General features: G+C 59.4%; 24 protein-coding genes and 2 pseudogenes. 11 read left to right on the top strand and 15 right to left on the bottom strand.

Features of this window, described 5'->3' with window-relative positions; translation table 11 throughout:
- Positions 1–141 precede the first annotated feature (141 nt).
- The 6 genes from PMI22_RS26915 to gatC form a co-directional block, all read right to left on the bottom strand.
- The gene (locus PMI22_RS26915; RefSeq protein ID WP_007942779.1) at positions 142–522 is read right to left on the bottom strand and encodes a carboxymuconolactone decarboxylase family protein; all 381 of its coding nucleotides are present in this window, start codon (positions 520–522) and stop codon (positions 142–144) included.
- Entirely contained in the window at positions 519–1,580 is a 1,062-nt protein-coding gene (locus PMI22_RS26920; RefSeq protein WP_007942778.1) for a calcium/sodium antiporter, read from the bottom strand. The genes PMI22_RS26915 and PMI22_RS26920 overlap by 4 nt, the downstream gene beginning before the upstream one ends.
- A 49-nt stretch (positions 1,581–1,629) precedes the next feature.
- A complete protein-coding gene (locus PMI22_RS26925) occupies positions 1,630–2,004 on the bottom strand; it encodes a septal ring lytic transglycosylase RlpA family protein (protein ID WP_007942777.1) in 375 nt (124 codons plus the stop codon).
- A gap of 127 nt (positions 2,005–2,131) precedes the next feature.
- Positions 2,132–3,577 (bottom strand): Asp-tRNA(Asn)/Glu-tRNA(Gln) amidotransferase subunit GatB, encoded by a 1,446-nt coding sequence (gatB, locus tag PMI22_RS26930; protein ID WP_007942776.1) that lies wholly within the window; start codon positions 3,575–3,577, stop codon positions 2,132–2,134.
- A 10-nt stretch (positions 3,578–3,587) separates the two neighbouring features.
- Complete coding sequence (gene gatA, locus PMI22_RS26935) at positions 3,588–5,039, bottom strand: Asp-tRNA(Asn)/Glu-tRNA(Gln) amidotransferase subunit GatA (protein WP_007942775.1); 1,452 nt, start codon at positions 5,037–5,039, stop codon at positions 3,588–3,590.
- A 16-nt stretch (positions 5,040–5,055) separates the two neighbouring features.
- Positions 5,056–5,343, bottom strand: a complete 288-nt coding sequence (gene gatC / locus PMI22_RS26940; protein WP_007901429.1) for an Asp-tRNA(Asn)/Glu-tRNA(Gln) amidotransferase subunit GatC — start codon at positions 5,341–5,343, stop codon at positions 5,056–5,058.
- A 211-nt stretch (positions 5,344–5,554) separates the two neighbouring features.
- Between gatC and mreB the strand changes: the two genes are divergently transcribed.
- The 8 genes from mreB to tldD all read left to right on the top strand — a co-directional run bounded on the left by mreB (position 5,555) and on the right by tldD (position 17,099).
- Positions 5,555–6,592: a rod shape-determining protein MreB gene (gene mreB, locus PMI22_RS26945; RefSeq protein ID WP_002555108.1), complete on the top strand. Its 1,038-nt coding sequence runs from the start codon at positions 5,555–5,557 to the stop codon at positions 6,590–6,592.
- A 142-nt stretch (positions 6,593–6,734) separates the two neighbouring features.
- On the top strand, positions 6,735–7,889 hold the full coding sequence (gene mreC, locus PMI22_RS26950) for a rod shape-determining protein MreC (RefSeq protein ID WP_081502724.1): 1,155 nt from the start codon (positions 6,735–6,737) through the stop codon (positions 7,887–7,889).
- A complete protein-coding gene (gene mreD / locus PMI22_RS26955) occupies positions 7,889–8,380 on the top strand; it encodes a rod shape-determining protein MreD (RefSeq protein ID WP_007942773.1) in 492 nt (163 codons plus the stop codon). Before mreC ends, mreD begins: the two co-directional genes overlap by 1 nt.
- 197 nt (positions 8,381–8,577) lie before the next feature.
- On the top strand, positions 8,578–9,174 hold the full coding sequence (locus PMI22_RS26960; RefSeq protein WP_007942772.1) for a Maf family protein: 597 nt from the start codon (positions 8,578–8,580) through the stop codon (positions 9,172–9,174).
- 57 nt (positions 9,175–9,231) lie between these two features.
- Positions 9,232–10,689: a ribonuclease G gene (gene rng, locus PMI22_RS26965; RefSeq protein ID WP_007942771.1), complete on the top strand. Its 1,458-nt coding sequence runs from the start codon at positions 9,232–9,234 to the stop codon at positions 10,687–10,689.
- 75 nt (positions 10,690–10,764) lie between these two features.
- Entirely contained in the window at positions 10,765–14,568 is a 3,804-nt protein-coding gene (locus PMI22_RS26970) for a YhdP family protein (RefSeq protein ID WP_007942770.1), read from the top strand.
- A gap of 221 nt (positions 14,569–14,789) precedes the next feature.
- Complete coding sequence (locus tag PMI22_RS26975) at positions 14,790–15,638, top strand: carbon-nitrogen hydrolase family protein (protein ID WP_007942769.1); 849 nt, start codon at positions 14,790–14,792, stop codon at positions 15,636–15,638.
- A gap of 18 nt (positions 15,639–15,656) precedes the next feature.
- Positions 15,657–17,099: a metalloprotease TldD gene (tldD, locus tag PMI22_RS26980; RefSeq protein ID WP_007942767.1), complete on the top strand. Its 1,443-nt coding sequence runs from the start codon at positions 15,657–15,659 to the stop codon at positions 17,097–17,099.
- 51 nt (positions 17,100–17,150) lie between these two features.
- On the opposite strand, the gene yjgA is transcribed toward tldD, so the two are convergent.
- A complete protein-coding gene (gene yjgA, locus PMI22_RS26985) occupies positions 17,151–17,675 on the bottom strand; it encodes a ribosome biogenesis factor YjgA (protein WP_007901505.1) in 525 nt (174 codons plus the stop codon).
- Positions 17,676–17,782: 107 nt separating this feature from the next.
- Here yjgA and pmbA point away from each other — a divergent pair, with 107 nt between their 5' ends.
- From pmbA to PMI22_RS26995, 3 genes and pseudogenes are all read left to right on the top strand, one after another.
- The gene (gene pmbA / locus PMI22_RS26990) at positions 17,783–19,129 is read left to right on the top strand and encodes a metalloprotease PmbA (RefSeq protein WP_007942766.1); all 1,347 of its coding nucleotides are present in this window, start codon (positions 17,783–17,785) and stop codon (positions 19,127–19,129) included.
- 245 nt (positions 19,130–19,374) lie between these two features.
- Positions 19,375–19,452, top strand: a pseudogene (locus tag PMI22_RS32390) (FagA protein); the annotation flags it as partial.
- A gap of 146 nt (positions 19,453–19,598) precedes the next feature.
- Positions 19,599–19,910, top strand: a pseudogene (locus tag PMI22_RS26995) (ZIP family metal transporter); the annotation flags it as partial.
- A gap of 53 nt (positions 19,911–19,963) precedes the next feature.
- On the opposite strand, the gene PMI22_RS27000 reads toward PMI22_RS26995, so the two are convergent.
- The 8 genes from PMI22_RS27000 to lptC form a co-directional block, all read right to left on the bottom strand.
- Positions 19,964–20,239 (bottom strand): HPr family phosphocarrier protein, encoded by a 276-nt coding sequence (locus PMI22_RS27000; RefSeq protein ID WP_007942762.1) that lies wholly within the window; start codon positions 20,237–20,239, stop codon positions 19,964–19,966.
- Positions 20,240–20,254: 15 nt separating this feature from the next.
- Entirely contained in the window at positions 20,255–21,112 is an 858-nt protein-coding gene (rapZ, locus tag PMI22_RS27005; protein ID WP_007942761.1) for an RNase adapter RapZ, read from the bottom strand.
- A 2-nt stretch (positions 21,113–21,114) separates the two neighbouring features.
- Positions 21,115–21,579: a PTS IIA-like nitrogen regulatory protein PtsN gene (gene ptsN / locus PMI22_RS27010; protein WP_007942760.1), complete on the bottom strand. Its 465-nt coding sequence runs from the start codon at positions 21,577–21,579 to the stop codon at positions 21,115–21,117.
- A gap of 12 nt (positions 21,580–21,591) precedes the next feature.
- On the bottom strand, positions 21,592–21,900 hold the full coding sequence (gene hpf, locus PMI22_RS27015) for a ribosome hibernation-promoting factor, HPF/YfiA family (RefSeq protein WP_007942757.1): 309 nt from the start codon (positions 21,898–21,900) through the stop codon (positions 21,592–21,594).
- A 74-nt stretch (positions 21,901–21,974) separates the two neighbouring features.
- Positions 21,975–23,468: an RNA polymerase factor sigma-54 gene (locus PMI22_RS27020; RefSeq protein ID WP_033048669.1), complete on the bottom strand. Its 1,494-nt coding sequence runs from the start codon at positions 23,466–23,468 to the stop codon at positions 21,975–21,977.
- Positions 23,469–23,651: 183 nt separating this feature from the next.
- On the bottom strand, positions 23,652–24,377 hold the full coding sequence (gene lptB, locus PMI22_RS27025) for an LPS export ABC transporter ATP-binding protein (protein ID WP_007942755.1): 726 nt from the start codon (positions 24,375–24,377) through the stop codon (positions 23,652–23,654).
- Positions 24,377–24,925, bottom strand: coding sequence for a lipopolysaccharide transport periplasmic protein LptA (lptA, locus tag PMI22_RS27030; protein ID WP_007942754.1), 549 nt, complete (start codon positions 24,923–24,925; stop codon positions 24,377–24,379). The genes lptB and lptA overlap by 1 nt, the downstream gene beginning before the upstream one ends.
- A complete protein-coding gene (gene lptC, locus PMI22_RS27035) occupies positions 24,912–25,484 on the bottom strand; it encodes an LPS export ABC transporter periplasmic protein LptC (protein ID WP_007942753.1) in 573 nt (190 codons plus the stop codon). The genes lptA and lptC overlap by 14 nt, the downstream gene beginning before the upstream one ends.
- Between the last annotated feature and the right edge of the window lie 4 nt (positions 25,485–25,488).

Genomic DNA, 25,488 nt, shown 5'->3' with positions numbered 1-25,488 from the left:
GTTCTTCAGGGCCTCATCGCGAGCAGGCTCGCTCCCACAGTGATCTTCAGTGTTCACACAACTTGTGCAACAAAGGAGATCCCCTGTGGGAGCGAGCCTGCTCGCGATGGCGGCAGGCCTTTCACCACAATCTTCGGATTTTCACTCCGGCTTCTGGTAGCTATCAATCACTTCCTGCGCCGCCCGAAACGCATCGATCGCCGCCGGTGCGCCGGCATACACTGCGCAATGCAGCAGCGTTTCCCGAATCTCTTCCACCGTGCAGCCGTTGTTCAGTGCCCCGCGCACGTGGCCTTTCAGTTCTTGCGGACATTTGAGCGCGGTCAGCGCGGCGAGGGTGATCAGGCTGCGGGTTTTCAGCGCCAGGCCATCACGATTCCAGACGGCGCCCCAGGCGTGTTCATTGACGAAATCCTGCAGCGGCTGGGTGAATTCCGTGGCATTGCCCAGTGCGCGGTCGACGAAGGCGTCGCCCATCACTTGGCGGCGGACTTCAACGCCAGGTTTTTTATGGTCGGTCATGGCACATCCCTCTTGTGGTGTTGGCGACGCCAGGCGAGCAGGGACGTGAGCAACAGAAACGCCACCAGCGCCGGCAGGACGAAAAACAGCATCAAATGCTCAAGCTTGCCGGCCAGTGGCATGCCGGTGGTGAACGACACCACGTGCAGCCCGTAAGCCAGGTACAAACCCAGACACAGCAAACCTTCGGCCCGGGTCACCCGGTATCCCGTATAGAACAGCGGCAGACAAAACACCGCGACACCGAGCATCACCGGCAGATCGAAACCCAGGGCATTGGGTGAGACCGACAGCGGCGACGGTGCGATCAGTGCTGTCACGCCCAGCACACCCAGCAGGTTGAACAGGTTGCTGCCGATCACGTTGCCCACGGCGATGTCCCGCTCACCGCGCAGGGCAGCAATCAATGAAGTGGCCAACTCCGGCAGGGACGTGCCGATGGCAACGATGGTCAGGCCGATGATTCGTTCCGAGAGCCCTAGATCCGTGGCAACCGCCACTGCTGCCCCCAGCAGCAGGTGCCCGGCGTAGATCAGCATCGCCAGCCCGCCCACGATCATCAGCAGGCTGCTGAACCAGGGGGCCGGCTGGCTGTGCGGATCGCTCGATGGCGGACGAGCCGAGTGCCGAGACTGACGTAGCAGCAAGCCCAGGTAGAGCGCCAGTGCGGTCAGCAGTATCAAGCCATCGGTACGGGTCAGTATTTCATTCCAGGCCAGGACGAACACCAGCAGGCTGGCGCCGATCATCAGCGGAATGTCCAGGCGCACCAGTTGCCGCGAAACACGCAGCGGAATGATTAGCGCCGAGAGCCCGAGCGTGACGAGAATGTTGAAGATGCTGCCGCCGATAACGCTGCCGACGGCGATGTCGGCATTTTCCGTGAGGGTGGCTTGCAAGCTGACCACCATCTGCGGCGCACTGCTGCCGAGGGCGACGATGGTCAGGCCGATGATCAGCGGCCGCACATGCCACCGCGCCGCGAGACGCACGGCGGCACGCACCATCAACTCGGCGCCGAAGATCAGTAAAACCAGGCCACTGAGCAGTTCAATCACACTGATCAGGGGTAAATCGACAAGTCCGAAAATGGGTGTGCTCCGTCTGTCAGTTGTCGAGGGCTTGCACGCGAACCTTGGCGGTGCCGCTTTTGATCATGCCCAGGCGCTCGGCGGCTTCATGGGACAGATCGATCAGACGTCCGCGGGTATGCGGCCCGCGATCGTTGATGCGGACCACGCAGGACTTGTCGTTGTTCAGATTGGTGACCTTCACCCGCGTGCCGAAGGGCAACTGGCGATGGGCGGCGGTCATGGAATTCTTGTTGAAACGCTCGCCACTGGCGGTGCGTTTGCCTTGGTGTTTGGCGCCGTAATAAGACGCGGTGCCGGTTTTGTCGTAGCCGTGTGGATCGACGACATCATTACTGGCGCAACCGGCCAGCAGGGCGAGCAGGGCGCAGGCACTGAGCAGACGCTTCATTAGGTGACCCTATGATCGTTCCCACGTTCCGCGTGGGAATGCAGCCAGTGACGCTCCGCGTCACAAAAGCGGACGCAGAGCGTCCAATGAGGCGCTCCCACGCGGAGCGTGGGAGCGATCACTGTGGTTAGCCTTCGAGCTTGCTTTTGAGCAGTTCGTTGACCTGTTGCGGGTTGGCCTTGCCTTTGGAGGCTTTCATGGCCTGGCCGACGAAGAAGCCGAACATCTTGCCGCGTTTGGGTTCGTCTGCCGCGCGGTACTGTTCGACCTGTTCGGCATTGGCCGCGAGCATCTCGTCCAGCACCGCCGAGATGGCGCCGCTGTCAGTCACTTGCTTGAGGCCGCGCTTGTCGATGATCTCGTCCGCGCTGCCTTCGCCGTTGGCCATCGCTTCAAACACCACCTTGGCGATCTTGCCGGAGATGGTGTTGTCCTTGATGCGCAGCAACATGCCGCCCAGTTGCTCGGCGGAAACCGGCGACTGTTCGATGTCCAGGCCTTGTTTGTTGAGCAGGCTGCCCAACTCGACCATCACCCAGTTGGCCGCCAGTTTGGCGTCGCCGCCAATGCTCGCGACTTTCTCGAAATAATCGGCTTGCTCGCGGCTGGTCGCCAGCACGCTGGCGTCGTAGACCGACAGACCGAACTGTTCCTGGAAGCGCTCGCGTTTTTGCGGTGGCAATTCCGGCAGGGTGGCGCGTACGTCGTCGAGGAACGAGTCTTCGATGACCACGGGCAGCAGGTCTGGATCGGGGAAGTAACGGTAGTCGTTGGCTTCCTCTTTGCTGCGCATCGGACGGGTTTCGTCCTTGTTCGGATCGTACAGACGGGTCTGCTGGATCACTTTGCCGCCGTCTTCGATCAGCTCGATCTGGCGCTGCACTTCGCTGTTGATCGCCTTCTCGATGAAACGGAACGAGTTGACGTTCTTGATTTCGCAGCGAGTACCGAACTCAACCTGGCCTTTCGGACGGATCGACACGTTGCAGTCGCAACGCAGCGAGCCTTCGGCCATGTTGCCGTCGCAGATGCCGAGGTAACGCACCAGCGCGTGGATCGTCTTGACGTAGGCCACGGCTTCCTTGGCACTGCGCATGTCTGGCTCGGACACGATTTCCAGCAGCGGCGTGCCGGCACGGTTCAAATCGATGCCGGTGGCACCGTTGAATTCTTCGTGCAAGCTTTTACCGGCGTCTTCTTCCAGGTGCGCACGGGTCACGCCGACACGTTTGATCGTGCCGTCTTCCATGGCGATGTCCAGGTGGCCCTTGCCGACGATCGGCAATTCCATCTGGCTGATCTGGTAGCCCTTGGGCAGGTCCGGGTAGAAATAGTTTTTACGGGCGAACACGTTGTGCTGACCGATCTCGGCGTCAATCGCCAAGCCGAACATCACTGCCATGCGTACCGCTTCCTGGTTCAGCACCGGCAGTACGCCGGGCATGCCCAGGTCTACGAGGCTGGCCTGGGTATTCGGCTCGGAACCGAACGTGGTGGAACTACCGGAAAAGATTTTCGACCGGGTGGTGAGCTGGGTATGAATCTCCAGCCCGATCACGACTTCCCATTGCATGTGTGTCTCCTCAGAAGCCGGTTGGGGTGCGGGTGTGCCAGTCAGTGTTGAGCTGATACTGGTGGGCAACGTTCAACAGGCGACCTTCCTGGAAATACGGAGCGAGCAGTTGCACGCCCACCGGCAGGCCATCGACGAAACCGGCTGGCATGGACAAGCCCGGCAGGCCGGCGAGGTTGGCGGTGATGGTGTAGACGTCTTCCAGGTACGCGGCGACCGGGTCGCTATTCTTGGCGCCGAGCTTCCAGGCCGGGTTCGGCGTGGTTGGGCCGAGGATGATGTCGACCTCATTGAAGGCTGCCATGAAGTCGTTCTTGATCAAGCGACGAATCTTCTGGGCCTTGAGGTAGTAGGCGTCGTAGTAACCGGCCGACAGCGCGTACGCACCGACCATGATCCGGCGCTGCACTTCCGGGCCGAAACCTTCGCCACGGGAGCGCTTGTACAGGTCGATCAGGTCTTTCGGGTTTTCACAGCGATGGCCGAAACGCACGCCGTCGAAACGCGACAGGTTGGACGAGGCTTCCGCCGGGGCGATCACGTAGTACGCAGGAATCGCGTGCTGCATGTTCGGCAGGCTGATTTCCTTGATCACGGCGCCGAGCTTTTCCAGCTCCTTGACGCTGTTGTGGATCAGCTCGGCAATGCGCGGGTCGAGACCGGCGCTGAAATATTCTTTCGGTACACCGATGCGCAGGCCTTGCAGCGAGCCGTTGAGGCTGGCGCTGTAATCGGGCACAGGTTCGTCGATGCTGGTGGAGTCATTTGGATCAAAGCCGGCCATGCCTTGCAGCAAAATTGCACAGTCTTCGGCCGTGCGCGCCATCGGGCCGCCCTGATCGAGACTGGAGGCGTAGGCGATCATGCCCCAGCGCGAAACGCGACCGTACGTCGGTTTCAGGCCGGTGAGGTTGGTCAGTGCGGCGGGCTGGCGAATGGAGCCGCCGGTATCGGTACCGGTAGCCGCAGGCAGCAGGCGCGCGGCAACCGCTGCCGCCGAACCGCCGGACGAACCGCCGGGCACGTGTTCCAGGTTCCACGGGTTTTTCACCGGGCCGTAGTAGCTCGACTCGTTGGCCGACCCCATGGCGAATTCGTCCATGTTGGTCTTGCCCAGGGTCACGGTCCCGGCAGCGGCCAGCTTGGCCACGACGGTGGCGTCGTACGGTGCTTTAAAGTTGTCGAGCATCTTCGAGCCGCAGCTGGTGCGGATGCCTTGGGTGCAGAACAGGTCTTTGTGCGCAATCGGCGCGCCAAGCAGGGCGCCGCTCTCACCATTGGCCCGGCGTGCGTCAGCGGCTTTCGCTTGCTGGAGCGCCAGGTCCTCGGTGAGGCTGATGAAGCTGTTGAGCTGAGGATCGAGCAGGGCGATACGCGCCAGCAGGGTTTTGGTCAGCTCTTCGGAAGAAAACTTTTTTTCGGCGAGTCCGCGGGCGATCTCGGCCAGAGTCAATTGATGCATTGCAGGCTCTTTCCCTTTAGTCGATGACTTTCGGAACCAGGTACAGGCCGTTTTCGACCGCTGGTGCGATGGACTGATAGGCCTCGCGATGATTGGTCTCGGTCACGACGTCTGCGCGCAGGCGCTGGCTGGCTTCCAGTGGGTGGGCCAGCGGCTCGATACCGTCGGTATTGACCGCCTGCATTTCGTCGACCAGACCCAGGATGCTGTTCAGGGCCGAAGTGATGTGTGGAAGATCGGCATCATTGAGGCCAAGGCAGGCCAAATGAGCGATTTTTTCCACGTCGGAGCGTTCAAGCGCCATTGCGATTCTCCAGTGGAAAACAGAACGGACGGCGTCCGTGTGTTAGATTGTCTGAACACTACCGCATTTCTACGGTCATAAGGCCGCGATTGTGGGGGTTGGTGCACAGAAAAGCGGCCAATTTAACATATTGGCGCCTTGCCCAAAATCCCTGTCGTTGTTAGAGTTTGCCGCACTTTTTTACCCACGCGTTGCCTAGGGTCCCTTTCCCATGTTCAAGAAACTGCGTGGCATGTTTTCCAGCGATCTCTCCATTGACCTGGGCACTGCCAACACCCTTATTTACGTGCGCGAGCGCGGTATCGTCCTGAATGAGCCATCGGTTGTGGCTATTCGGACACACGGTAACCAGAAAAGTGTCGTAGCTGTCGGCACCGAAGCGAAGCGCATGCTCGGCCGAACGCCGGGCAACATCGCTGCCATTCGTCCGATGAAGGACGGCGTGATCGCCGACTTCAGCGTCTGCGAAAAGATGCTGCAGTATTTTATCAACAAGGTTCACGAAAACAGCTTTCTGCAGCCTAGCCCTCGTGTGCTGATCTGCGTTCCGTGCAAATCCACTCAGGTTGAGCGTCGTGCCATCCGTGAATCGGCCCTTGGTGCCGGTGCTCGTGAAGTGTTCTTGATCGAAGAGCCGATGGCTGCTGCGATCGGTGCCGGCCTGCCGGTTGAAGAAGCGCGCGGTTCGATGGTAGTCGATATCGGTGGTGGTACTACCGAGATCGCTCTGATCTCCCTGAACGGGGTGGTTTACGCCGAATCCGTACGGGTTGGCGGCGACCGTTTCGACGAAGCGATCATCACCTATGTACGTCGCAACTACGGCAGCCTGATCGGCGAGTCCACCGCCGAGCGCATCAAGCAGGAAATCGGTACGGCCTACCCGGGTGGCGAAGTACGTGAAGTCGACGTGCGTGGCCGTAACCTGGCCGAAGGCGTTCCACGTGCTTTCACCCTGAACTCCAATGAAGTGCTGGAAGCTCTGCAAGAGTCCCTGGCCACCATCGTTCAGGCTGTGAAAAGCGCACTGGAGCAGTCGCCTCCGGAGCTGGCATCCGATATCGCCGAGCGCGGTCTGGTACTGACCGGGGGGGGCGCACTGCTGCGTGACCTCGACAAGTTGCTGGCCCAGGAAACAGGTCTGCCGGTGATCGTCGCCGAAGATCCGCTGACCTGCGTTGCTCGCGGCGGTGGCCGTGCGTTGGAAATGATGGATAAACACACCATGGACCTGCTTTCCAGCGAGTGATCTCGCCGGTTGCATCTATGCTGTTGGCGCGCAGGCAGCACTTTGCAGTGCTGCCTGTTGGCGTTTATCTTCTGTCAGTCTGCATCCAGCTCGGTTTGATGCCGTATGAATAAAAAGAACATTTGCCTGGGAGGAGCGGCTTATTAAACCGCTTTTCACCAAAGGGCCTTCACTGGGCGTGCGCTTGTTGGTGCTGGTCGTGCTATCGGTTGCGCTGATGGTTGTCGATGCCCGCTTCACATTGCTCAAGCCAGTGCGTAGCCAAATGTCGCTGGTGCTGATGCAGTCTTACTGGATCACCGACCTGCCGCAGCGGCTATGGCAGGGTGTGGCCAGCCAATTCGGCAGCCGTACCGAACTCGTCGCCGAAAACGAAAAACTCAAGAGCGAAAATCTGCTGTTGCAGGGGCGCATGCAAAAGCTTGCCTCCCTCACCGAGCAGAACGTTCGGCTGCGCGAGTTGCTCAACTCTTCGGCGCTGGTCAACGAAAAGGTCGAAGTGGCCGAGTTGATCGGCATGGACCCGAACCCCTTCACCCATCGCATCATCATCAACAAAGGTGAGCGCGACGGTGTGATCCTCGGTCAGCCGGTGCTCGATGCGCGCGGTCTGATGGGACAAGTGGTCGAGTTGATGCCCTACACCTCCCGCGTATTGCTGCTGACCGACACCACCCACAGCATTCCCGTGCAGGTGAACCGTAACGGTTTGCGGGCGATTGCCAGCGGCACCGGCAACCCCGAGCGCCTCGAGTTACGTCACGTCGCCGATACTGCCGACATCAAGGAAGGTGATCTGCTGGTCAGCTCTGGTCTTGGTCAGCGGTTCCCGGCGGGGTACCCGGTGGCCACGGTCAAGGAAGTGATTCACGACTCCGGACAGCCGTTTGCGATCGTTCGCGCTGTACCGACCGCCGCGTTGAATCGCAGCCGTTATTTGCTGCTGGTGTACAGCGACGGCCGCACAGCCGAGGAACGCGCCAACGAAGCGGCCCAGGCGCAGGAAGCACTGGACCAGCACGGCGGTGGCCCGATCATTCCGGCGACTGTAACCAAACCGGTTCCTGTGACACCTGCTGCGGTTGTACCTGCTGCCGCGCCGGCCGCACCTGTCGTGCCGGCTACCCCGGCTACCGCAACTCCGGCCAAGCCTGCTACTGCTACGAAACCGGGCGTCAAGAAGCCGCCGGAGGCTGCCCCTGCAGCCGCTAAACCGCCGGCAACGCCACCCACCGTCGTGAAGCCTGCTGCCAAACCGCCCGTCCCCGCGCCGGCTACCACTGGGAGACAAGAATAATGGTCGGTGTCAAAGCCTCCCGAAACGGCTGGATGGTCTGGGTGACGTTTGCTGTCGGCCTGTTACTCAGCGTCTCGCCGTTGCCGCAATTCATGGAAATTCTCCGTCCGCTGTGGCTGGCGTTGCTGCTCGCGTTCTGGGCGCTGGCTCTGCCGCAAAAAATTGGCATGCTCACTGCCTGGTGCCTGGGACTGGCTGAAGACGTGCTTTATGGCACCTTGCTTGGCCAGAATGCGCTGATCCTGACATTGATCACCTTCCTGGTGCTGTCGCTGCAACAACGCTTGCGCATGTTCCCGATGTGGCAGCAGAGCCTGGTGATCCTGGTGATCTTCGGCCTCGCACAGCTTGTTCAATTGTGGCTGAGTGCCTTGACCGGTAATCGTCAGCCAACGTTGGCGCTGGTGTTGCCGGCCCTGGTCAGTGCGTTGCTGTGGCCATGGGTCAGCTACGGTTTGCGTGGTCTGCGTCGACGCTACAAAATCAATTAATTCGGTCAGGCATTTGCCGGGGCCCTGCCTCGCAAATACGTTCCCTTTTTTGGCGAGTGGCTGTTGTTGCCAGACAAGGCGCCGCGACGAGTCATAGCTCGCTATGGCGAGGAGCGGCAACGCAGTACGGCTGCAACAGACGCCGCCAAAAAGGAACAGTATTTGTGAGGCAGGGCACTAAACAGGGAGATGTCTTGATGAAACAGCTGTACCTCGCCTCAGGCTCGCCGCGTCGGCGTGAACTGCTCACGCAGATCGGCGTGTCGTTCTGCGCCATCAGCGCGGACATCGATGAAACCCCTTTAGCTCAAGAATCCCCATCGGCCTATGTCGAGCGTCTGGCGCGTGGCAAGGCCGAGGCCGGGCGGGACGTTGTCGTGTCCGATGCGCAGTTTTGCGTCTTGGGGGCCGATACCGCAGTGGTGCTGGACGGGAAAATACTTGGCAAACCGGTGGACGAAGCCCAAGCGTGCGCCATGCTTATGCAGTTGGCCGGCCGTGAGCATGAAGTGCTGACCGCGATCGCCGTACTCGACGCAGAGCGCTGCGAGTCTCGGGTGGTGCGCAGTCTGGTGCGCTTTCGCAACATCAGTCGCGAAGAAGCGGCAGCCTATTGGGCCAGCCGTGAGCCTTGCGACAAGGCGGGCGGCTACGGAATTCAGGGACTGGGTGCGGTATTTGTTGCCGGGCTCAACGGCAGTTACTCGGCTGTGGTCGGACTGCCGCTGTGCGAAACCGCAGAACTTCTCGGCTATTTCGGCATACCCTGTTGGCAAACCCTTAACGCGCGCTGAGCGCTGTACTGACAAGATGCAGCCATTATCGTGAATATGCCTGAACGAGACCCTGCCATGAGTGAAGAGATCCTGATCAACATCACGCCGATGGAATCGCGCGTGGCGGTGGTCGAAAACGGTGTTCTGCAAGAGGTCCACGTCGAGCGAACGCAGAAGCGCGGGATCGTCGGCAACATTTATAAAGGCAAGGTCGTACGGGTTTTGCCAGGCATGCAGGCGGCGTTCGTCGACATCGGTCTGGACCGCGCGGCGTTCATCCACGCTTCGGAAATATCCCTGCGCGAAGGTCCTGTCGTCGAAAGCATCAGTGCCCTGGTACATGAAGGCCAGAGCCTGGTGGTCCAGGTCACCAAGGACCCGATCGGCTCAAAAGGCGCACGCCTGACGACCCAGCTGTCGATTCCATCGCGTTATCTGGTGTACATGCCGCGCACCGCTCACGTCGGTATTTCGCTGAAAATCGAAGACGAGGCCGAGCGTGAACGCCTCAAGCAGGTGGTCACCGACTGTGTGGCCAAAGAAGGCATCATAGAGGCCGGCGGTTTCATTTTGCGCACCGCTGCCGAAGGGGCGGGCGCCGATGAAATCCTTATGGATATCCGCTACCTGCGCCGGCTCTGGGATCAGATCAACGAGCAGATCAAAACCATCAGCGCACCGAGTGTGATCTACGAAGACCTCGGCCTGGCGCTGCGGACCTTGCGTGACCTGGTGGGGCCGAAGATCGAGAAGATCCGCATCGACTCCCGGGAAACCTTTCAAAAAACAACGCAGTTCGTCGCCGAACTGATGCCTGAAATCGCTGATCGTCTTGAGCATTATCCGGGCGAGCGTCCTATTTTCGATCTGTACGGCGTTGAAGACGAAATCCAGAAAGCCCTGGAACGCAAAGTTCCGCTCAAGTCCGGCGGTTATCTGGTGGTCGATCCGGCCGAAGCCATGAGCACCATTGACGTCAACACCGGGGCCTTCGTCGGCCATCGCAATCTTGAAGAAACCATCTTCAAGACCAACCTCGAAGCCGCCACCGCCATTGCCCGTCAGCTGCGTCTGCGCAATCTGGGCGGGATCATCATCATCGACTTCATCGACATGGAAGATGAGGAGCATCAGCGCCAGGTATTGCGCACGCTCGAGAAGCAACTGGAGCGCGACCACGCCAAAACCAACATCATCGGCATTACCGAGTTGGGCCTGGTGCAGATGACCCGCAAGCGCACCCGCGAAAGTCTTGAACAGGTACTGTGCGAACCGTGCAGTAGCTGCCAGGGGCGAGGCAAGCTGAAGACGCCGGAAACGGTCTGCTACGAAATTTTTCGAGAAATCCTCCGCGAGGCGCGCGCCTATCAAGCGGAAGGCTATCGTGTATTGGCGAACCAGAAAGTTGTCGACCGATTGCTCGATGAAGAGTCAGGTAATGTTGCCGAACTGGAAGGATTTATCGGACGCACCATTCGCTTTCAGGTGGAAACCATGTATTCCCAGGAACAATACGACGTGGTGTTGCTCTGAATCGCTGTGTTTCATCCTTGTTAAATCGGCTGGCCTCAGCTTTTTGCTGCATTTTCGCCATGGGAGCCACCTGACATGGAGCGTCTGACACGCATTTTGGTCGAAGTGACCCGCTGGGGTCTGGGCCTGTGCGCGTTGGTATTGGTGCTGATGGCGCTGTATGTCAGCCTTGGTCGAGAACTGACGCCGCTGGTGGCCGAGTACACTACGGAAGCCGAAACCAAAGCCAGCGAGGCCTTGGGCATGCCGTTGAAAATCGGCAAGCTGGAAGGTAACTGGAGTGGTTTTGCGCCAATCTTGCTGGCTCATGACGTGACAGTCGGGGAGGGCGCCAATGCCTTGCGCCTGGACCAGGTCCGTGCGGTGCCGGACATGTTGGAAAGTTTATTGACTCGCCAGTTGCGCATCGCTCACCTGGAACTCAACGGCCTGAAGATCAGCCTCAAGGAAGGCGACGACGGGAAGTGGGCGCTTGAAGGTCTACCGGTGCAGCAGGATCAGCCGCTTGATCCTGAACAACTGCTCAACCGCCTGCAGATGGTGCAACAGTTATCGGTGATCGACAGTCAGGTGACATTGCAACCACTGGATCATCCGCCGCTGACCCTGACCTACGTCGGCCTTAATCTGAAAGTCGGTGCCGCCCGCCAGCGCCTTGATGCCCGTTTGACCTTGCCTGACGGCCAGCCCGTCGCCATGAGCGTGCGCACCCGAATACGCGCCAGTGAATGGCGCGACGGTGCAGCAGAAGCCTACCTGAGCTTGCCGCAGAGCGACTGGTCGAAATGGCTGCCCGAGCGACTGACCAAAGAATGGAATTTTTCCGAGATCAAGGCCGGTGGCGAGCTCTGGGCCAATTGGGGGCAGGGCACACTGCAAAGCGCTGCAATCCGCTTGAACGCACTGCAGCTCAAAGGGGCGTACGCCAAACGCAAGCCGATTGAGATCACCAATCTGGCGCTCACTGGCCATTTCCAGCGTAGCGCCGAAGGCGTTGTGGTGACACTGGATCCCCTGGCTATGAGTTTCGGCGACACTCGCTGGGAATCGCATCTGCAACTCAAACAAACTTCAGCCACCGACAAGGTCGAAGAAATCTGGCACCTGCAAGCCGACCGCATCGACCTCACCCCGCTTACGCCGTTGCTGAACGCCTTGGGTCCACTGCCCGAAGGTGTTGCCACGGCGGTCGAACAGCTCAAGGTGACCGGCGGGTTGCGCAATGTGCTCATCGACTTCAAACCCAATGCCACCGATGACAGCAAGTTCAGCTTCGCCGCGAACCTCGACCGGGTAGGTTTTGACGCTTATTACGGTGCTCCGGCGGCGCGAAATGTCAGCGGCAGCATCAGCGGCGACCTGGGCAAGGGCGAGCTGCGCATGGACAGCAAGGACTTTGTCCTGCACCTGACCCCCATTTTCGCCAAGCCATGGCAATACATTCAGGCCAACGCGACGCTGACCTGGAAGCTCGACAAAGAAGGTTTCACCCTGATCGCGCCGTACCTCAAGGTGCTCGGCGAAGAAGGCAAGATTGCCGGCGACTTCCTGATTCGCCTGCGTTTCGATCCCGCTCAGGATGATTACATGGATCTTCGGGTCGGCATGGTTGATGGGGATGGTCGTTACACCGCCAAGTACCTGCCGACAATGCTCGGCCCGGCGCTGGACGAATGGCTGCGAACAGCGATTATCAAAGGCGCGGTGGACGAAGGTTTCTTCCAGTATCAGGGGTCGCTGAAATCTGGCGCCAGCGACACCGACCGCAGCATCAGCCTGTTCTTCAAGGTGCACGATGCCGAACTGGCTTTCCAGCCGGGCTGGCCGCATGTCAGCAAGGTCACGGGTGATGTGTTTGTTGAAGACAGTGGTGTTCGGGTTCTGGCCAGCAAGGGTCAGTTGCTCGATACCCAGGTGCGCGATATTTATGTCGATATTCCGCATGTGCCTGAGGGCAAAACTTCTCATCTGTTCCTCGACGGTGAATTCGCCGGTGGCTTGGGCGATGGCCTGAAAATTCTTCAGACAGCGCCGATAGGCACTGCTGCAACCTTTGCCGGCTGGGAAGGTGAGGGCGATCTGCAAGGCAAATTGAAACTGGATATCCCGCTGGCCAAAGGCGAGCTGCCGAAGATTATCGTTGACTTCAAGACCGCCAAGGCGCGTCTGAAACTGGCGGAGCCAACACTGGAGCTGACTCAACTCAAGGGCGATTTCCGCTTTGACAGCACCAAGGGATTGAGCGGGCAGCGCATCAGCGCCCGCGTCTTTGACAAGCCTGTCACTGCGCAGATTTTCGCCGATGGCAATTCGAGTAATCTCAAGACCCGCGTCATGGCCTCCGGTCAGGTGGAGATCAAAAAGCTCACCGACTGGTTGCACGTGACTCAGCCAGTACCGGTTTTCGGGGTGATCCCGTATGAGCTGGAACTGAACCTGAGCGGTGCTGACAGTCAGTTGATGGTCAACTCCTGCCTCAAAGGCGCGACAATCGACCTGCCGGCCCCGTTTGGCCTGACGGCCGGTACGTGCCGCGACACGTCGTTTCGCATGACCTTGCAAGGTCCGGAGCGGCGCTACTGGGTTAATTACGGTCAGTTGGCGAACTTTACATATGCAGCACCGGACGGAAATTTTGCCGGGGGGCGCGGTGAGCTGTTTCTCGGTGGTGGCGAGGCCGTATTGCCCGGTGTCAAAGGTCTGCGGGTGCGGGGCGTGCTGTCGGAGCTGGATGTCGGCCCGTGGAAGGATTTGCTGGATAAGTACGCCGGCCAGGTGTCGGGCGACAGTGCCAAACAGTTACTCAGCAGTGCGGACTTCAAGGTTGGCAAGCTCAGTGCTCTGGGCGCTACCCTCGATCAGGCTTCTGTGCAGCTGAACCGAAAGCCCGCCAGTTGGGCGCTGCAACTCGACAGTCAGCAGGTCAAAGGTTCCGTCGGTGTTCCGGATGCGAAAGGCGCACCAATCACGGTCAATCTGCAATACGTACGCCTGCCCGCAGCGGATCCCAAGGTCGTGACCGACGAAAACGCGCCCGATCCATTGGTTACGGTGGACCCGACAAAGATTCCGGCACTGGACATCTCCATCAACCAGCTGTTCCTGGGGCCGGATCTGGTGGGCGCCTGGTCAATGAAAATTCGTCCGACCGCGAGGGGCATTGCGCTCAATGCGCTGGACATGGGCCTCAAAGGGATTCTTTTGCAAGGCAGTGGTGGCTGGGAAGGCGTTCCCGGTAGCTCCAGCAGTTGGTACAAGGGGCGGATCAGCGGCAAGAATCTTGCCGATGCGCTCAAAAACTGGGGCTTTGCGCCCAGTGTCACGAGTGAATCGTTTCATTTGGATGTTGATGGTCGCTGGCCTGGTTCGCCGGCCTGGCTGGCCAGCAAGCGTTTCTCCGGCACCCTTGATGCAACGCTCACCAAGGGCCAGATTGTTGAGGTCGACGCCAGTGCCCAGGCCCTGAAAGTCTTCGGCCTGCTTAATTTCAACTCCATCGGTCGGCGCTTGCGCCTGGACTTTTCCGACTTGTTCGGCTCAGGCCTGAGTTATGACCGGGTCAAAGGTGTGCTGGTCGCGACCAATGGCGTCTACGTCACCCGTGAGCCGATCCGGATGACCGGACCGTCCAGCAACATTGAACTCAATGGCACCCTGAACCTTGTGGGTGATCAGATTGATGCCAAGTTACTGGTCAGTTTGCCGGTGGCCACTAACTTGCCGATCGCGGCGTTGATCGTTGGCGCTCCGGCAGTCGGCGGCGCGTTGTTCCTGATCGATAAACTGATGGGTGACCGCATGGCCCGTTTTGCCAGTGTGCAATACAACGTAAAAGGGCCCTGGAAAGATCCGAAAATCACCTTCGACAAGCCTTTTTGACGCTCTTTTTCAAAAGCCATGTCCTGGGCCGATGGAGTAGCATGGCCAAACGCAGGTCGTGTAGCAGCTGGCGAAGCCTGCGTCCGGCTGCGCAGCAGTCGTAAATCCGGATTGCACGGTTTATCTGAAAGACCATGTCGACCGATTTTACGACTGCTTCGCAGCCGGACGCAGGCTCCGCCAGCTGCTACAGGCGGACTCTTCTCAAGTAAGGAAAGGCCATGTCGGTAGCGGTGATTCAGATGGTCAGCCAGAGCGACGTTCAGGCCAACCTGGCCCAGGCACGCCGGCTGCTTGAACAGGCGGCGGCCGGCGGTGCGCAACTCGCCGTGTTGCCGGAAAATTTCGCCGCGATGGGCCGACGCGACATTGCCGACATCGGCCGTGCCGAAGCGTTGGGCGACGGCCCGATCCTGCCATGGTTGAAACAGACAGCCATCGACCTCAAATTATGGATAGTGGCCGGCACGTTGCCGTTGCCGCCAGTGGATCAACCGACGGCGAAAGTGCATGCCTGCTCGCTGTTGGTGAATGATCACGGCGAGACGGTGGCGCGTTACGACAAGCTGCATTTGTTCGACGTAGACGTGGCAGACAATCGTGGGCGTTATCGCGAGTCCGATGACTATGCTTATGGCAGTGGGGTGGTGGTGGCGGATACGCCGGTCGGTCGAGTCGGGCTGACGGTGTGTTATGACCTGCGCTTCCCGGAGCTGTACAGCGAATTACGCGCCGCTGGAGCGGAGCTGATTACCGCGCCGTCGGCGTTTACGGCGGTGACCGGTGCGGCGCATTGGGATGTGCTGATTCGCGCTCGCGCCATCGAGACGCAGTGTTATGTGCTGGCGGCCGCCCAGGGTGGGATTCATCCGGGGCCGCGCGAAACCTGGGGGCATGCCGCAATCATCGACCCGTGGGGGCGGGTGCTGGCGCAACAGGATCAAGGCGAGGCCGTGCTGCTGGCCGAACGCGATAGCAGCGAACAGGCGTCCATCAGGGCGCGGATGCCGGTGTCCAGTCACCGGCGCTTTTTCTCGCAGGGCGCTCAGCGACCTGCCTCAGAACGATGAATTTAAGGCGTAAAGCATATGAGCGAGTTGTTGTCCTCAGTCAGTGAACACCTCCTGGCGCCCGGCGGCGTAACGATCGAGAGCCTGCAAGGCGTGCTCGGCGATCTGGCCGGCCCGGGCATCGATGCCGCCGACCTGTATTTCCAGGGGCAGATTTCCGAGTCCTGGGCGCTGGAAGACGGGATCGTCAAGGAAGGCAGCTTCAACCTCGACCAAGGTGTCGGCGTGCGTGCACAGTCGGGTGAAAAAACCGGTTTTGCCTACAGCAATGCCATCACCCTGGAAGCCCTCGGTGCGGCGGCCCGTGCCGCGCGTTCGATCTCCCGCGCTGGGCAGAATGGTACGGTACAGGCGTTCACGACTCAGGACGTCGCCCAGTTGTACGGGCCGGATAACCCGCTGGAAGTGATGACCCGCGCCGAGAAAGTCGAACTCCTCAAGCGCATCGATGCCGCCACTCGTGCCCTCGACCCGCGTATCCAGCAAGTGACCGTGAGCATGGCGGGTGTGTGGGAACGTATCCTCGTCGCGTCCACCGATGGAGGCCTGGCCGCCGACGTGCGGCCGCTGGTGCGCTTCAATGTGAGCGTGATCGTCGAGCAAAACGGTCGCCGCGAGCGCGGTGGACATGGCGGCGGCGGGCGTACCGATTACCGTTATTTCCTCAGTGACGACCGCGCCATGGGCTACGCCCGTGAAGCGTTGCGTCAGGCGCTGGTCAACCTTGAAGCCATTCCGGCTCCGGCCGGCACGTTGCCGGTGGTGTTGGGTTCCGGCTGGTCCGGCGTGCTGCTGCACGAAGCGGTCGGCCACGGTCTGGAAGGCGACTTCAACCGCAAGGGCAGCTCCGCCTACAGCGGGCGCATGGGCGAGATGGTTGCGTCCAAACTATGCACCATCGTCGATGACGGCACGCTGGCAGGCCGACGCGGCTCCCTGAGCGTCGATGACGAAGGTACCCCGACCAAGTGCACCACCCTGATCGAAAACGGCGTACTCAAAGGCTATATGCAGGACAAGCTCAACGCCCGCCTGATGGGCGTGGCCCGTACCGGCAACGGTCGACGCGAATCTTATGCACACCTGCCAATGCCGCGCATGACCAACACTTACATGCTGGCGGGCGAAAGTGATCCGGCAGAAATCATCGCTTCGGTGAAGCGTGGCATCTACTGCGCCAACCTCGGTGGTGGGCAAGTCGACATCACCAGCGGCAAGTTTGTGTTCTCCACCAGCGAAGCGTATCTGATCGAAGACGGCAAGATTACTGCGCCGGTCAAAGGCGCGACATTGATCGGCAACGGCCCGGAAGCCATGAGCAAGGTGTCGATGGTCGGCAACGATCTGTCGCTGGACAGCGGCGTAGGGACGTGTGGCAAGGATGGGCAGTCGGTGCCGGTGGGTGTCGGCCAGCCAACGCTGAAAATCGATGCGATCACTGTGGGTGGCACAGGGTCGTAAGAAAGGATGGAGCCTCGGGTGAGGCGCTTGGCGACTCACCCGATTCGGGACTTAACGCAGACCGCGTTGAGTCTCGTCCAGCTCACGGATGTACTTGAAGATTTTACGGCTCGATGCCGGTGGCTTGTTGGTCGCCAGTTCGTGCTGGGCCTGACGGATCAGGGAGCGCAATTGCTGACGATCAGCCTCCGGGTAGTCGAGCACGAACTTCTCCAGGACTGCATCGTCGCCCGCGATCAAGCGATCGCGCCAGCGTTCCAGGCCATGGAAACGTTCGTTGTACTGCCGGGTGGAGGCATCGAGTTGATCGAGCAACGTCAGAATGGCGTCAGTGTCCTGATCGCGCATCAGTTTGCCGATGAACATAAGGTGCCGTTTACGCGCGATATTCGCGGTGTGCTTGGGCGCATCGGCCAGTGCCCGGCGCATAGCGTCGGTCAACGGCAGTTTTGCCAGCAAGTCAGGCTTGAGTGTTGTGAGGCGCTCGCCAAGGTCAACCAGAGCATGAAGCTCGCGTTTAACCTGGGATTTGCTTTTTTCTCCCGTATCGAGGGAGTCGTCGTAAGAATCAACCATGGTGGCCGTCCGCAAAGAAACGCCGCCATGATAACCAGTCGGGGGCCGCTTGTCCGGCCCGGTCGCTCGAAGGCCATACCGAAAGCAGAATTTGAGTGGAGAACAGCATGAGTGCAGTTGAAAGCGTCGGCCCACAAGCGTTGCCGGCACTGCAAGAACAAGTCGAGCAGATCATTGCTGAAGCCAAGCGTCAGGGCGCCAGCGCCTGCGAAGTCGCTGTGTCGCTGGAGCAGGGCTTGTCGACGTCGGTGCGCCAGCGTGAGGTCGAAACCGTCGAATTCAATCGCGATCAAGGCTTTGGCATCACCTTGTACGTCGGCCAGCGCAAAGGCTCGGCCAGTACCTCGGCGAGCGGTCCTGACGCCATTCGCGAAACCGTCGCGGCGGCACTGGCCATCGCCAAGCACACTTCCGAAGACGAGGCTTCGGGCCTGGCTGATGCCGCGCTGATGGCTCGCGATCTTCAGGACTTTGACCTGTTCCACCAATGGGATATCACCCCGGAACAAGCCATCGAACAAGCGCTGGCCTGCGAAGCCGCCGCGTTTGCCACCGACAGCCGGATCAAGAATGCCGACGGCACCACGCTCAGCACCCATCAGGGATGCCGCGTGTACGGTAACAGCCACGGCTTTATCGGTGGCTATGCGTCGACGCGCCACAGCCTGAGCTGCGTGATGATCGCCGAGGCCGATGGCCAGATGCAGCGCGATTACTGGTACGACGTGAACCGTCAGGGCAATTTGTTGGCCGACCCGGTGAGCATCGGTCAGCGTGCCGCGCAACGGGCCGCGAGCCGTCTGGGCGCACGTCCGGTGCCAACCTGCGAAGTGCCAGTGCTGTTTTCCGCTGAACTGGCCGGTGGTTTGTTCGGCAGCTTCCTGTCGGCCATTTCCGGCGGCAGTCTGTATCGCAAATCATCGTTCCTGGAAGGCACGCTGGGTCAGAAGCTGTTCCCGGAATGGCTGACCATCGATGAGCGTCCGCACTTGATGCGCGCCATGGGCAGTTCCGCATTCGATGGCGATGGCCTGGCGACCTACGCCAAACCGTTCGTCGAAAAGGGTGAGTTGGTCTCCTACATTCTGGGCACGTACTCCGGGCGCAAGCTCGGGATGCCGAGCACCGCTAACGCCGGCGGCGTGCACAACCTGTTCGTCACCCACGGGGATGAAGATCAGGCCGCTTTGTTGCGCCGCATGGGGCGTGGCTTGTTGGTCACAGAGCTGATGGGCCAGGGCCTGAACATGGTCACCGGCGATTACTCCCGAGGCGCGGCGGGTTTCTGGGTCGAGAACGGTGAGATCCAGTTCGCGGTGCAGGAAGTCACCATTGCCGGCAACATGCGTGACATGTTCAAACAGATCATTGCGGTCGGTAATGACCTGGAGTTGCGCAGCAACATTCGCACCGGTTCGGTGCTGATCGAGCGGATGACAGTGGCGGGTAGCTAACCCTTACCGCTACACAAAAGGCGCGCCACCCCATCGGGTGGCGCGCCTTTTTTATGCGCCTGGCACCAGCCCCCTGTAGGAGTGAGCCTGCTCGCGATTGCGGTGGAACATCCGCCAACGATGTCGACTGACACTGCGCCATTGCGAGCAGGCTCGCTCCCACAACTAACCCTGCGCAAGTAGCGAGTTGTTTTGTTTCTCATTATCATCCAATAATAAATCTCATTACCAAATGAGCCCGGATCATGAGTTCTGCCTTGCACGAGCAACCGTACCTCGAAAGCTGGCGCTGGATGAGTCGCCAGATCCGTTGCGCGATGGACCGAATAGATAAACCCTGACGAATAAGAACACTGATTTCCACGTGTTGCTCCTGGGACAGCATGGGCAGCTCGCAAAAGCTGCATTTTGCCCAAGTGGGTCAGTTTTCAACCGGTAGGGTGGGTCAGTTTTGCATCGGTACTGACAGCAGGATGTGCCAGAAGGGCTGGTGATTGCGTTGGTGTTGGCCGGGGCGGGGATGTCGAGGGTCAAGGCATTTCTGATCGGTGCGGCGTCAGGCGTGGTCGAACCGATATTCGCGCTGTTGTGCGCGTGGCTGGTGAGCTTTGCCGAGCTGTTGTTGCCTTTAAGTCTGGCCCTGGCGGCGGGGGCAATGCTACTGGTGGTTAGCCACGAAGTGATTCCCGAATCACGGCGCAATGGTCACGACAAGCTCGCTAGCCTTGGCTTGCTGATCGGGTTTTGTCTGATGATGGTGATGGATACGGCGTTGGCCTGACACGAATTTTGTAGCAGCTGGCGCAGCCTTCGGCAGCTGCTACAGGCGCGGTATTATTCGCCTTCGTCGAAGTATCTGTTGATCAAATCCACCAATGCCTGCAGCGCTTCATCAGCTTGCTCGCCTTCAGTGCTCAGGTGGATTTTGGTGCCCTTGCCCGCAGCGAGCATCATCATGGCCATGATGCTTTTGCCGTCGACCGTAGTTTCCGGCGTGCGTCCTACCCTAATCGTGCAATCCTTGAATTCACCGGCAACGCCAACAAATTTTGCAGAAGCACGGGCGTGCAGGCCCAGCTTGTTGATGATTTCGATTTCCAGAGCAGGCATCGCGATGTGAATCCTTTAGCTGAGGTCGCGGTGGCGGACCTGGACGTTCTTCAGGGATTGTTGCAGAACCTGGCCCAGACGTTCGGTCAGGTAGACGGAGCGGTGATGTCCTCCGGTGCAGCCAATGGCGATGGTGACATAAGCGCGGTTGCTCGCGGCAAAGCGCGGCAGCCACTTGAGCAAATACGAGGATATGTCCTGGAACATCTCTTCGACGTCCGGTTGGGCTGCCAGGTACTCGGCCACCGGTTGATCGAGCCCGGATTGCGCACGCAGCTCCGGCTTCCAGTAGGGGTTGGGCAGGCAGCGCACGTCGAACACCAGGTCCGCGTCCACCGGCATGCCACGCTTGAAACCGAATGACTCGACCAGGAACGCAGTACCGGCTTCCGGCTGATTCAGCAGGCGCAGCTTGATGGTATCGCGCAGCTGATACAGGTTCAGGTTGGTGGTATTGATTTTGAGATCTGCCAGATCGGCGATGGGCCCCAGCAGATTGCTTTCGTCCTCGATTGCCTCGGCCAACGAACGGTTGGCGGTGCTCAGCGGGTGACGACGGCGGGTTTCGGAAAATCGCTTGAGCAGGGTTTCTTCGTCGGCGTCCAGGTACAGCACATCGCATTTGATATGCCGGCTACGGACTTCCTCGAGCAGTTCGGGAAACCGCGAAAGGTGGCTCGGCAGGTTACGCGCGTCGATGGACACAGCGACAAGCGGTTGCAGCAGTTCGGTATGAATCAGCGCTCGTTCGGCGAGTTCCGGCAGCAGGCCGGCGGGCAGGTTGTCGATGCAGTAGTAGCCGTTGTCCTCGAGAACATCGAGGACGGTGCTTTTACCTGAGCCGGAGCGGCCGCTGACGATGATCAGGCGCATGATTAGTGACCGTTCTGCTCGTCCAGGACAACCTGATACAACGCTTCATTGCTCGGGGCGCTGCGCAGTTTTTCACGCACCTCCTTGCGATCAAGCATGCTGGCGATCTGGCGGAGCAATTCCAGGTGTGCATCGGTGGCGGCTTCCGGGACCAGCAGCACAAACAGCAGGTCAACCGGGGCGCCGTCGATGGCGTCGAAATCGATAGGGGCTTTCAGGTGCAGCAGCGCACTGATTGGCGAGGTGCAGCCTTTGAGCCGGCAGTGGGGGATGGCGATGCCGTTGCCGAAACCGGTAGAACCGAGTTTCTCACGGGCAATCAGGGCCTCGAAGACGTCCTGCATTTCCAGATCCGGTACTTCGCGGTGGATAAGGTTGGCAATTTGCTCGAGGGCTTTCTTTTTACTGCCACCCGGCGCGTTCACTTGAGAACGGCCGGGGGTCAGGATGGTTTCTAGTCGGATCATGGATTGGGGGGGTTAACGACCGGTTGCGCCCTGGAGGAGGCTCTGGGTCTTTTCCTTATGCTTTTTGAGTTGTTTATCCAGCTTGTCGGTCAGTGAATCGATCGCCGCGTACATATCGGTATGTTCCGCGTTTGCGACCACTTCATTGCCGGGAATATGCAGGGTGGCTTCGATTTTCTGCTTCAGCTTCTCGACCGTCATCGTGACCTGCACGTTGGTTATCTTGTCGAAATGCCGCTCTAATCGTTCGAGTTTTTCGCCGATGTAGGCGCGCAGGGGTTCGGTCACTTCCAGTTGGTGTCCACTGATGTTGACTTGCATACAGCTTCTCCTTCGTTGCCAGTGCATAAAGCGGTAGATCAGATGATCTACCACTGGAACGCTGTGGCGTGGCTCTACATCAACCGCTTGCGTTCGCTCGAAGGCGCGATCCCGAGGGACTCGCGGTACTTGGCGACGGTGCGGCGAGCCACCTGAATGCCTTGTGCCTCCAGTAAACCAGCGATCTTGCTGTCACTCAACGGCTTTTTCTGATTTTCCGCGGCAACCAGTTTTTTGATGATCGCGCGGATCGCTGTGGACGAGCATTCACCGCCTTCGGACGTGCTGACGTGGCTGGAAAAAAAGTATTTCAGCTCGTATATACCCCGAGGGGTATGCATGAATTTTTGCGTGGTCACCCGTGAAATCGTCGATTCGTGCATGCCCACGGCTTCGGCAATGTCATGCAGGACCAGCGGCTTCATGGCTTCGTCGCCGTATTCCAGGAAGCCGCGCTGATGCTCGACGATCTGGGTGGCGACTTTCATCAGTGTTTCGTTACGGCTTTGCAGGCTCTTGATGAACCAGCGGGCCTCTTGCAACTGATTGCGCATGAATGTGTTGTCGGCGCTGGTGTCGGCGCGACGGACAAACCCGGCGTATTGGGCGTTGACCCGCAGCCGTGGCACCGATTCCTGATTCAGCTCCACCAGCCAGCGTTCGTTATCCTTGCGCACGATAACGTCGGGGACGACGTACTCGGCTTCGCTGGATTCGATTTGCGAGCCGGGGCGCGGGTTGAGGCTCTGGACCAGTTCGATGACCTGGCGCAGTTCATCTTCCTTGAGCTTCATCCGGCGCATCAGCTGGGAGTAGTCGCGGCTGCCGAGCAGATCGATGTAGTCGCTGACCAAGCGCTTGGCTTCGGCGAGCCAAGGCGTCTTGGCTGGCAATTGGCGCAATTGCAGCAGCAGGCATTCGCCCAGGTTGCGAGCGCCGATACCGGCTGGCTCGAATTGCTGGATGCGATGCAGGACGGCTTCGATTTCGTCCAGTTCGATGTCCAGCTCCGGATCGAAGGCTTCAAGGATTTCCTCGAGGGTTTCATCCAGATAGCCCTGATTGTTGATGCAGTCGATCAGGGTCACGGCGATCAGGCGATCGGTGTCGGACATCGGTGCCAGGTTCAGTTGCCACAACAGGTGGCTTTGCAGGCTCTCGCCGGCCGATGTGCGAGTGGTGAAATCCCATTCGTCGTCATCGTTGCTCGGCAGGCTGCTGGCGCTGGTCTGGTACACGTCTTCCCAGGCGGTATCGACTGGCAGCTCATTGGGAATGCGTTCGTTCCAGTCGCCTTCATCGAGGTTGTCCACCGTCGGGGCGGTCTCCTGGTAGGAGGGTTCCTGAATGTCGGCGTTGGGTGGCTGCTCGGCTTTGTCGGCCAAGGGGTCGGCGTTGTCGAAGTCGTCGCCTTCTTCCTGGCGTTCGAGCATCGGATTGGACTCCAGGGCCTCCTGGATTTCCTGTTGCAGGTCCAGGGTCGACAATTGGAGCAGGCGGATGGCCTGTTGCAGCTGCGGTGTCATCGTCAGCTGCTGGCCCATTCTCAAGACTAGCGATGGTTTCATGGCAGGGGCTTAACACCTTATTCGCCGGCGCACATGCGCCATCCACTACAGGGCGCCGGAGCGCCAAACATAAGCAAATTATATGCCTGAAACTGAAGTGTTTGCCTAGAGCGCTGTAACAATAAAAACCTGTTGATTTTTACCGCGATTAGCGCTCAGTCGACTAGCCAGACACCTCAACGCTTACAGGCGGAACTCATGGCCCAGATAAACTTCCTTGACGAGATCATTGGCCAGGATAGTGGCGGCATCGCCTTCGGCGATCAGCTGGCCATCGTTGACGATGTAGGCTGTTTCGCAGATATCCAGGGTTTCACGGACGTTGTGGTCAGTGATCAGCACGCCAATGCCCTTGGCCTTGAGGTGGTAGATGATCTGTTTGATGTCGCCGACCGAAATCGGGTCCACGCCGGCGAAGGGTTCGTCGAGCAGGATGAATTTCGGGTTGGTAGCCAGTGCCCGGGCGATTTCCACGCGGCGGCGTTCACCACCCGACAGGCTCATGCCAAGGTTGTCGCGGATGTGGCTGATATGAAATTCCTGCAGCAGGCTTTCCAGCTCTTTGCGACGCCCGGCCTTGTCGAGTTCCTTGCGGGTCTCGAGGATGGCCATGATGTTGTCGGCCACCGAGAGTTTGCGGAAGATCGACGCTTCTTGCGGCAGATAGCCGATACCGGCCTTTGCACGACCGTGCATTGGCTGGTGGCTGACGTCCAGATCGTCGATCAGAACGCGGCCCTGATCAGCCTGCACCAGGCCGACGATCATGTAGAAACACGTGGTCTTGCCGGCGCCGTTAGGCCCCAGCAGGCCGACGATCTGACCGCTGTCGATCGACAGGCTGACGTCGCGCACGACCTGGCGGCTCTTGTAGCTCTTGGCCAGATGCTGAGCTTTCAGAGTTGCCATTACGGGGCCTTTTTCTCGTCGGTTTTCGGCTTGGGCTGGATCACCATATCGATACGCGGACGCGACTCGGTCACCTTGCTGCCTGTAGCGCGACCGGCGCTGGCAAGCTTTTTCTCGGTGTCGTAGACGATTTTCTCGCCTTGGGTGATGTTGTTGTCCTTGTCGACCACTTTTGCCTTGTCGATCAGAACGACGCGATTTTGCGAGGCATGGTACTGGATGGTCACACCCCAGCCCTGGACAGGCTTGGGGTCGCCTGCAGTTTGCAGTTGCTCGAAGTAGGCCAGATTGCCCACCGAGGTCACCACATCGATGTCACCAGCCGGGGTGCGGGTCATGGTCACTTTATTGCCGGTAACCTTCATCGAACCCTGGGTGATGATCACATCGCCCGTATAGGTAGCAACGCCATTCTTGTCGTCCAGTTGGGCGTCGTCGGCTTGTATGCGGATAGGCTGCTCTTGATCGTTCGGCAGAGCCCAGGCGCTCACGCTTCCCAGTGCTGCGCCCAGACTGAGCAAAATAGGGAGGGTTTTAACGAGCCTCATACTGTCCTCTTACGTTAGATAGCAGGTGTATCCTGCTTTCTTTCAAATACGCTTTCATTCCGATGCCTGTCGATACACCGCCAGCGCCGTCGATACTAACGGGTTGATCGGTCTGCGCATATTGCTGCTGCGGGAACACAGTCATACGGGTTGTGGTAATCAGGGTCCTGCGATTTTTTTCGTCGAAACGGGTGATGCGCACCGAATCAATCAGCTCGACCTGAGTGCCGTCCGGGTTGACTTCCCCGTGTTCACTCTGGACGTGCCAGGGAAACTCGGTGCCGCGAAACATGTTCAGGTCGGGATTAGTCAGCAACGTGACTTCGGACGCCTTCAAGTGTTCGACCTTGTCGGACGTCATTTCGTACTGCAGTCTGCCGTCCGGCAGGAACTGCACGCTGTGGGCGTTGAGCGCGTAATAGTCGATCGTGCTTTCATCGAGCTTGGCCACAGGCTTGTCGAGGAAGCGTTCCGGACTGATGTTCCAGTAGCCGACCGCCGCGAACAGCGCGGCGATGCAACTGAATAGCAGGATGTTACGAAACTTTTTGCTCAGCATAATG

The organism is Pseudomonas sp. GM21 (assembly GCF_000282215.1).
Classification (GTDB): domain Bacteria; phylum Pseudomonadota; class Gammaproteobacteria; order Pseudomonadales; family Pseudomonadaceae; genus Aquipseudomonas.
Note: the sequence above shows the minus strand (reverse complement) of the source record. Positions and strands in the feature narration are given on the sequence as shown.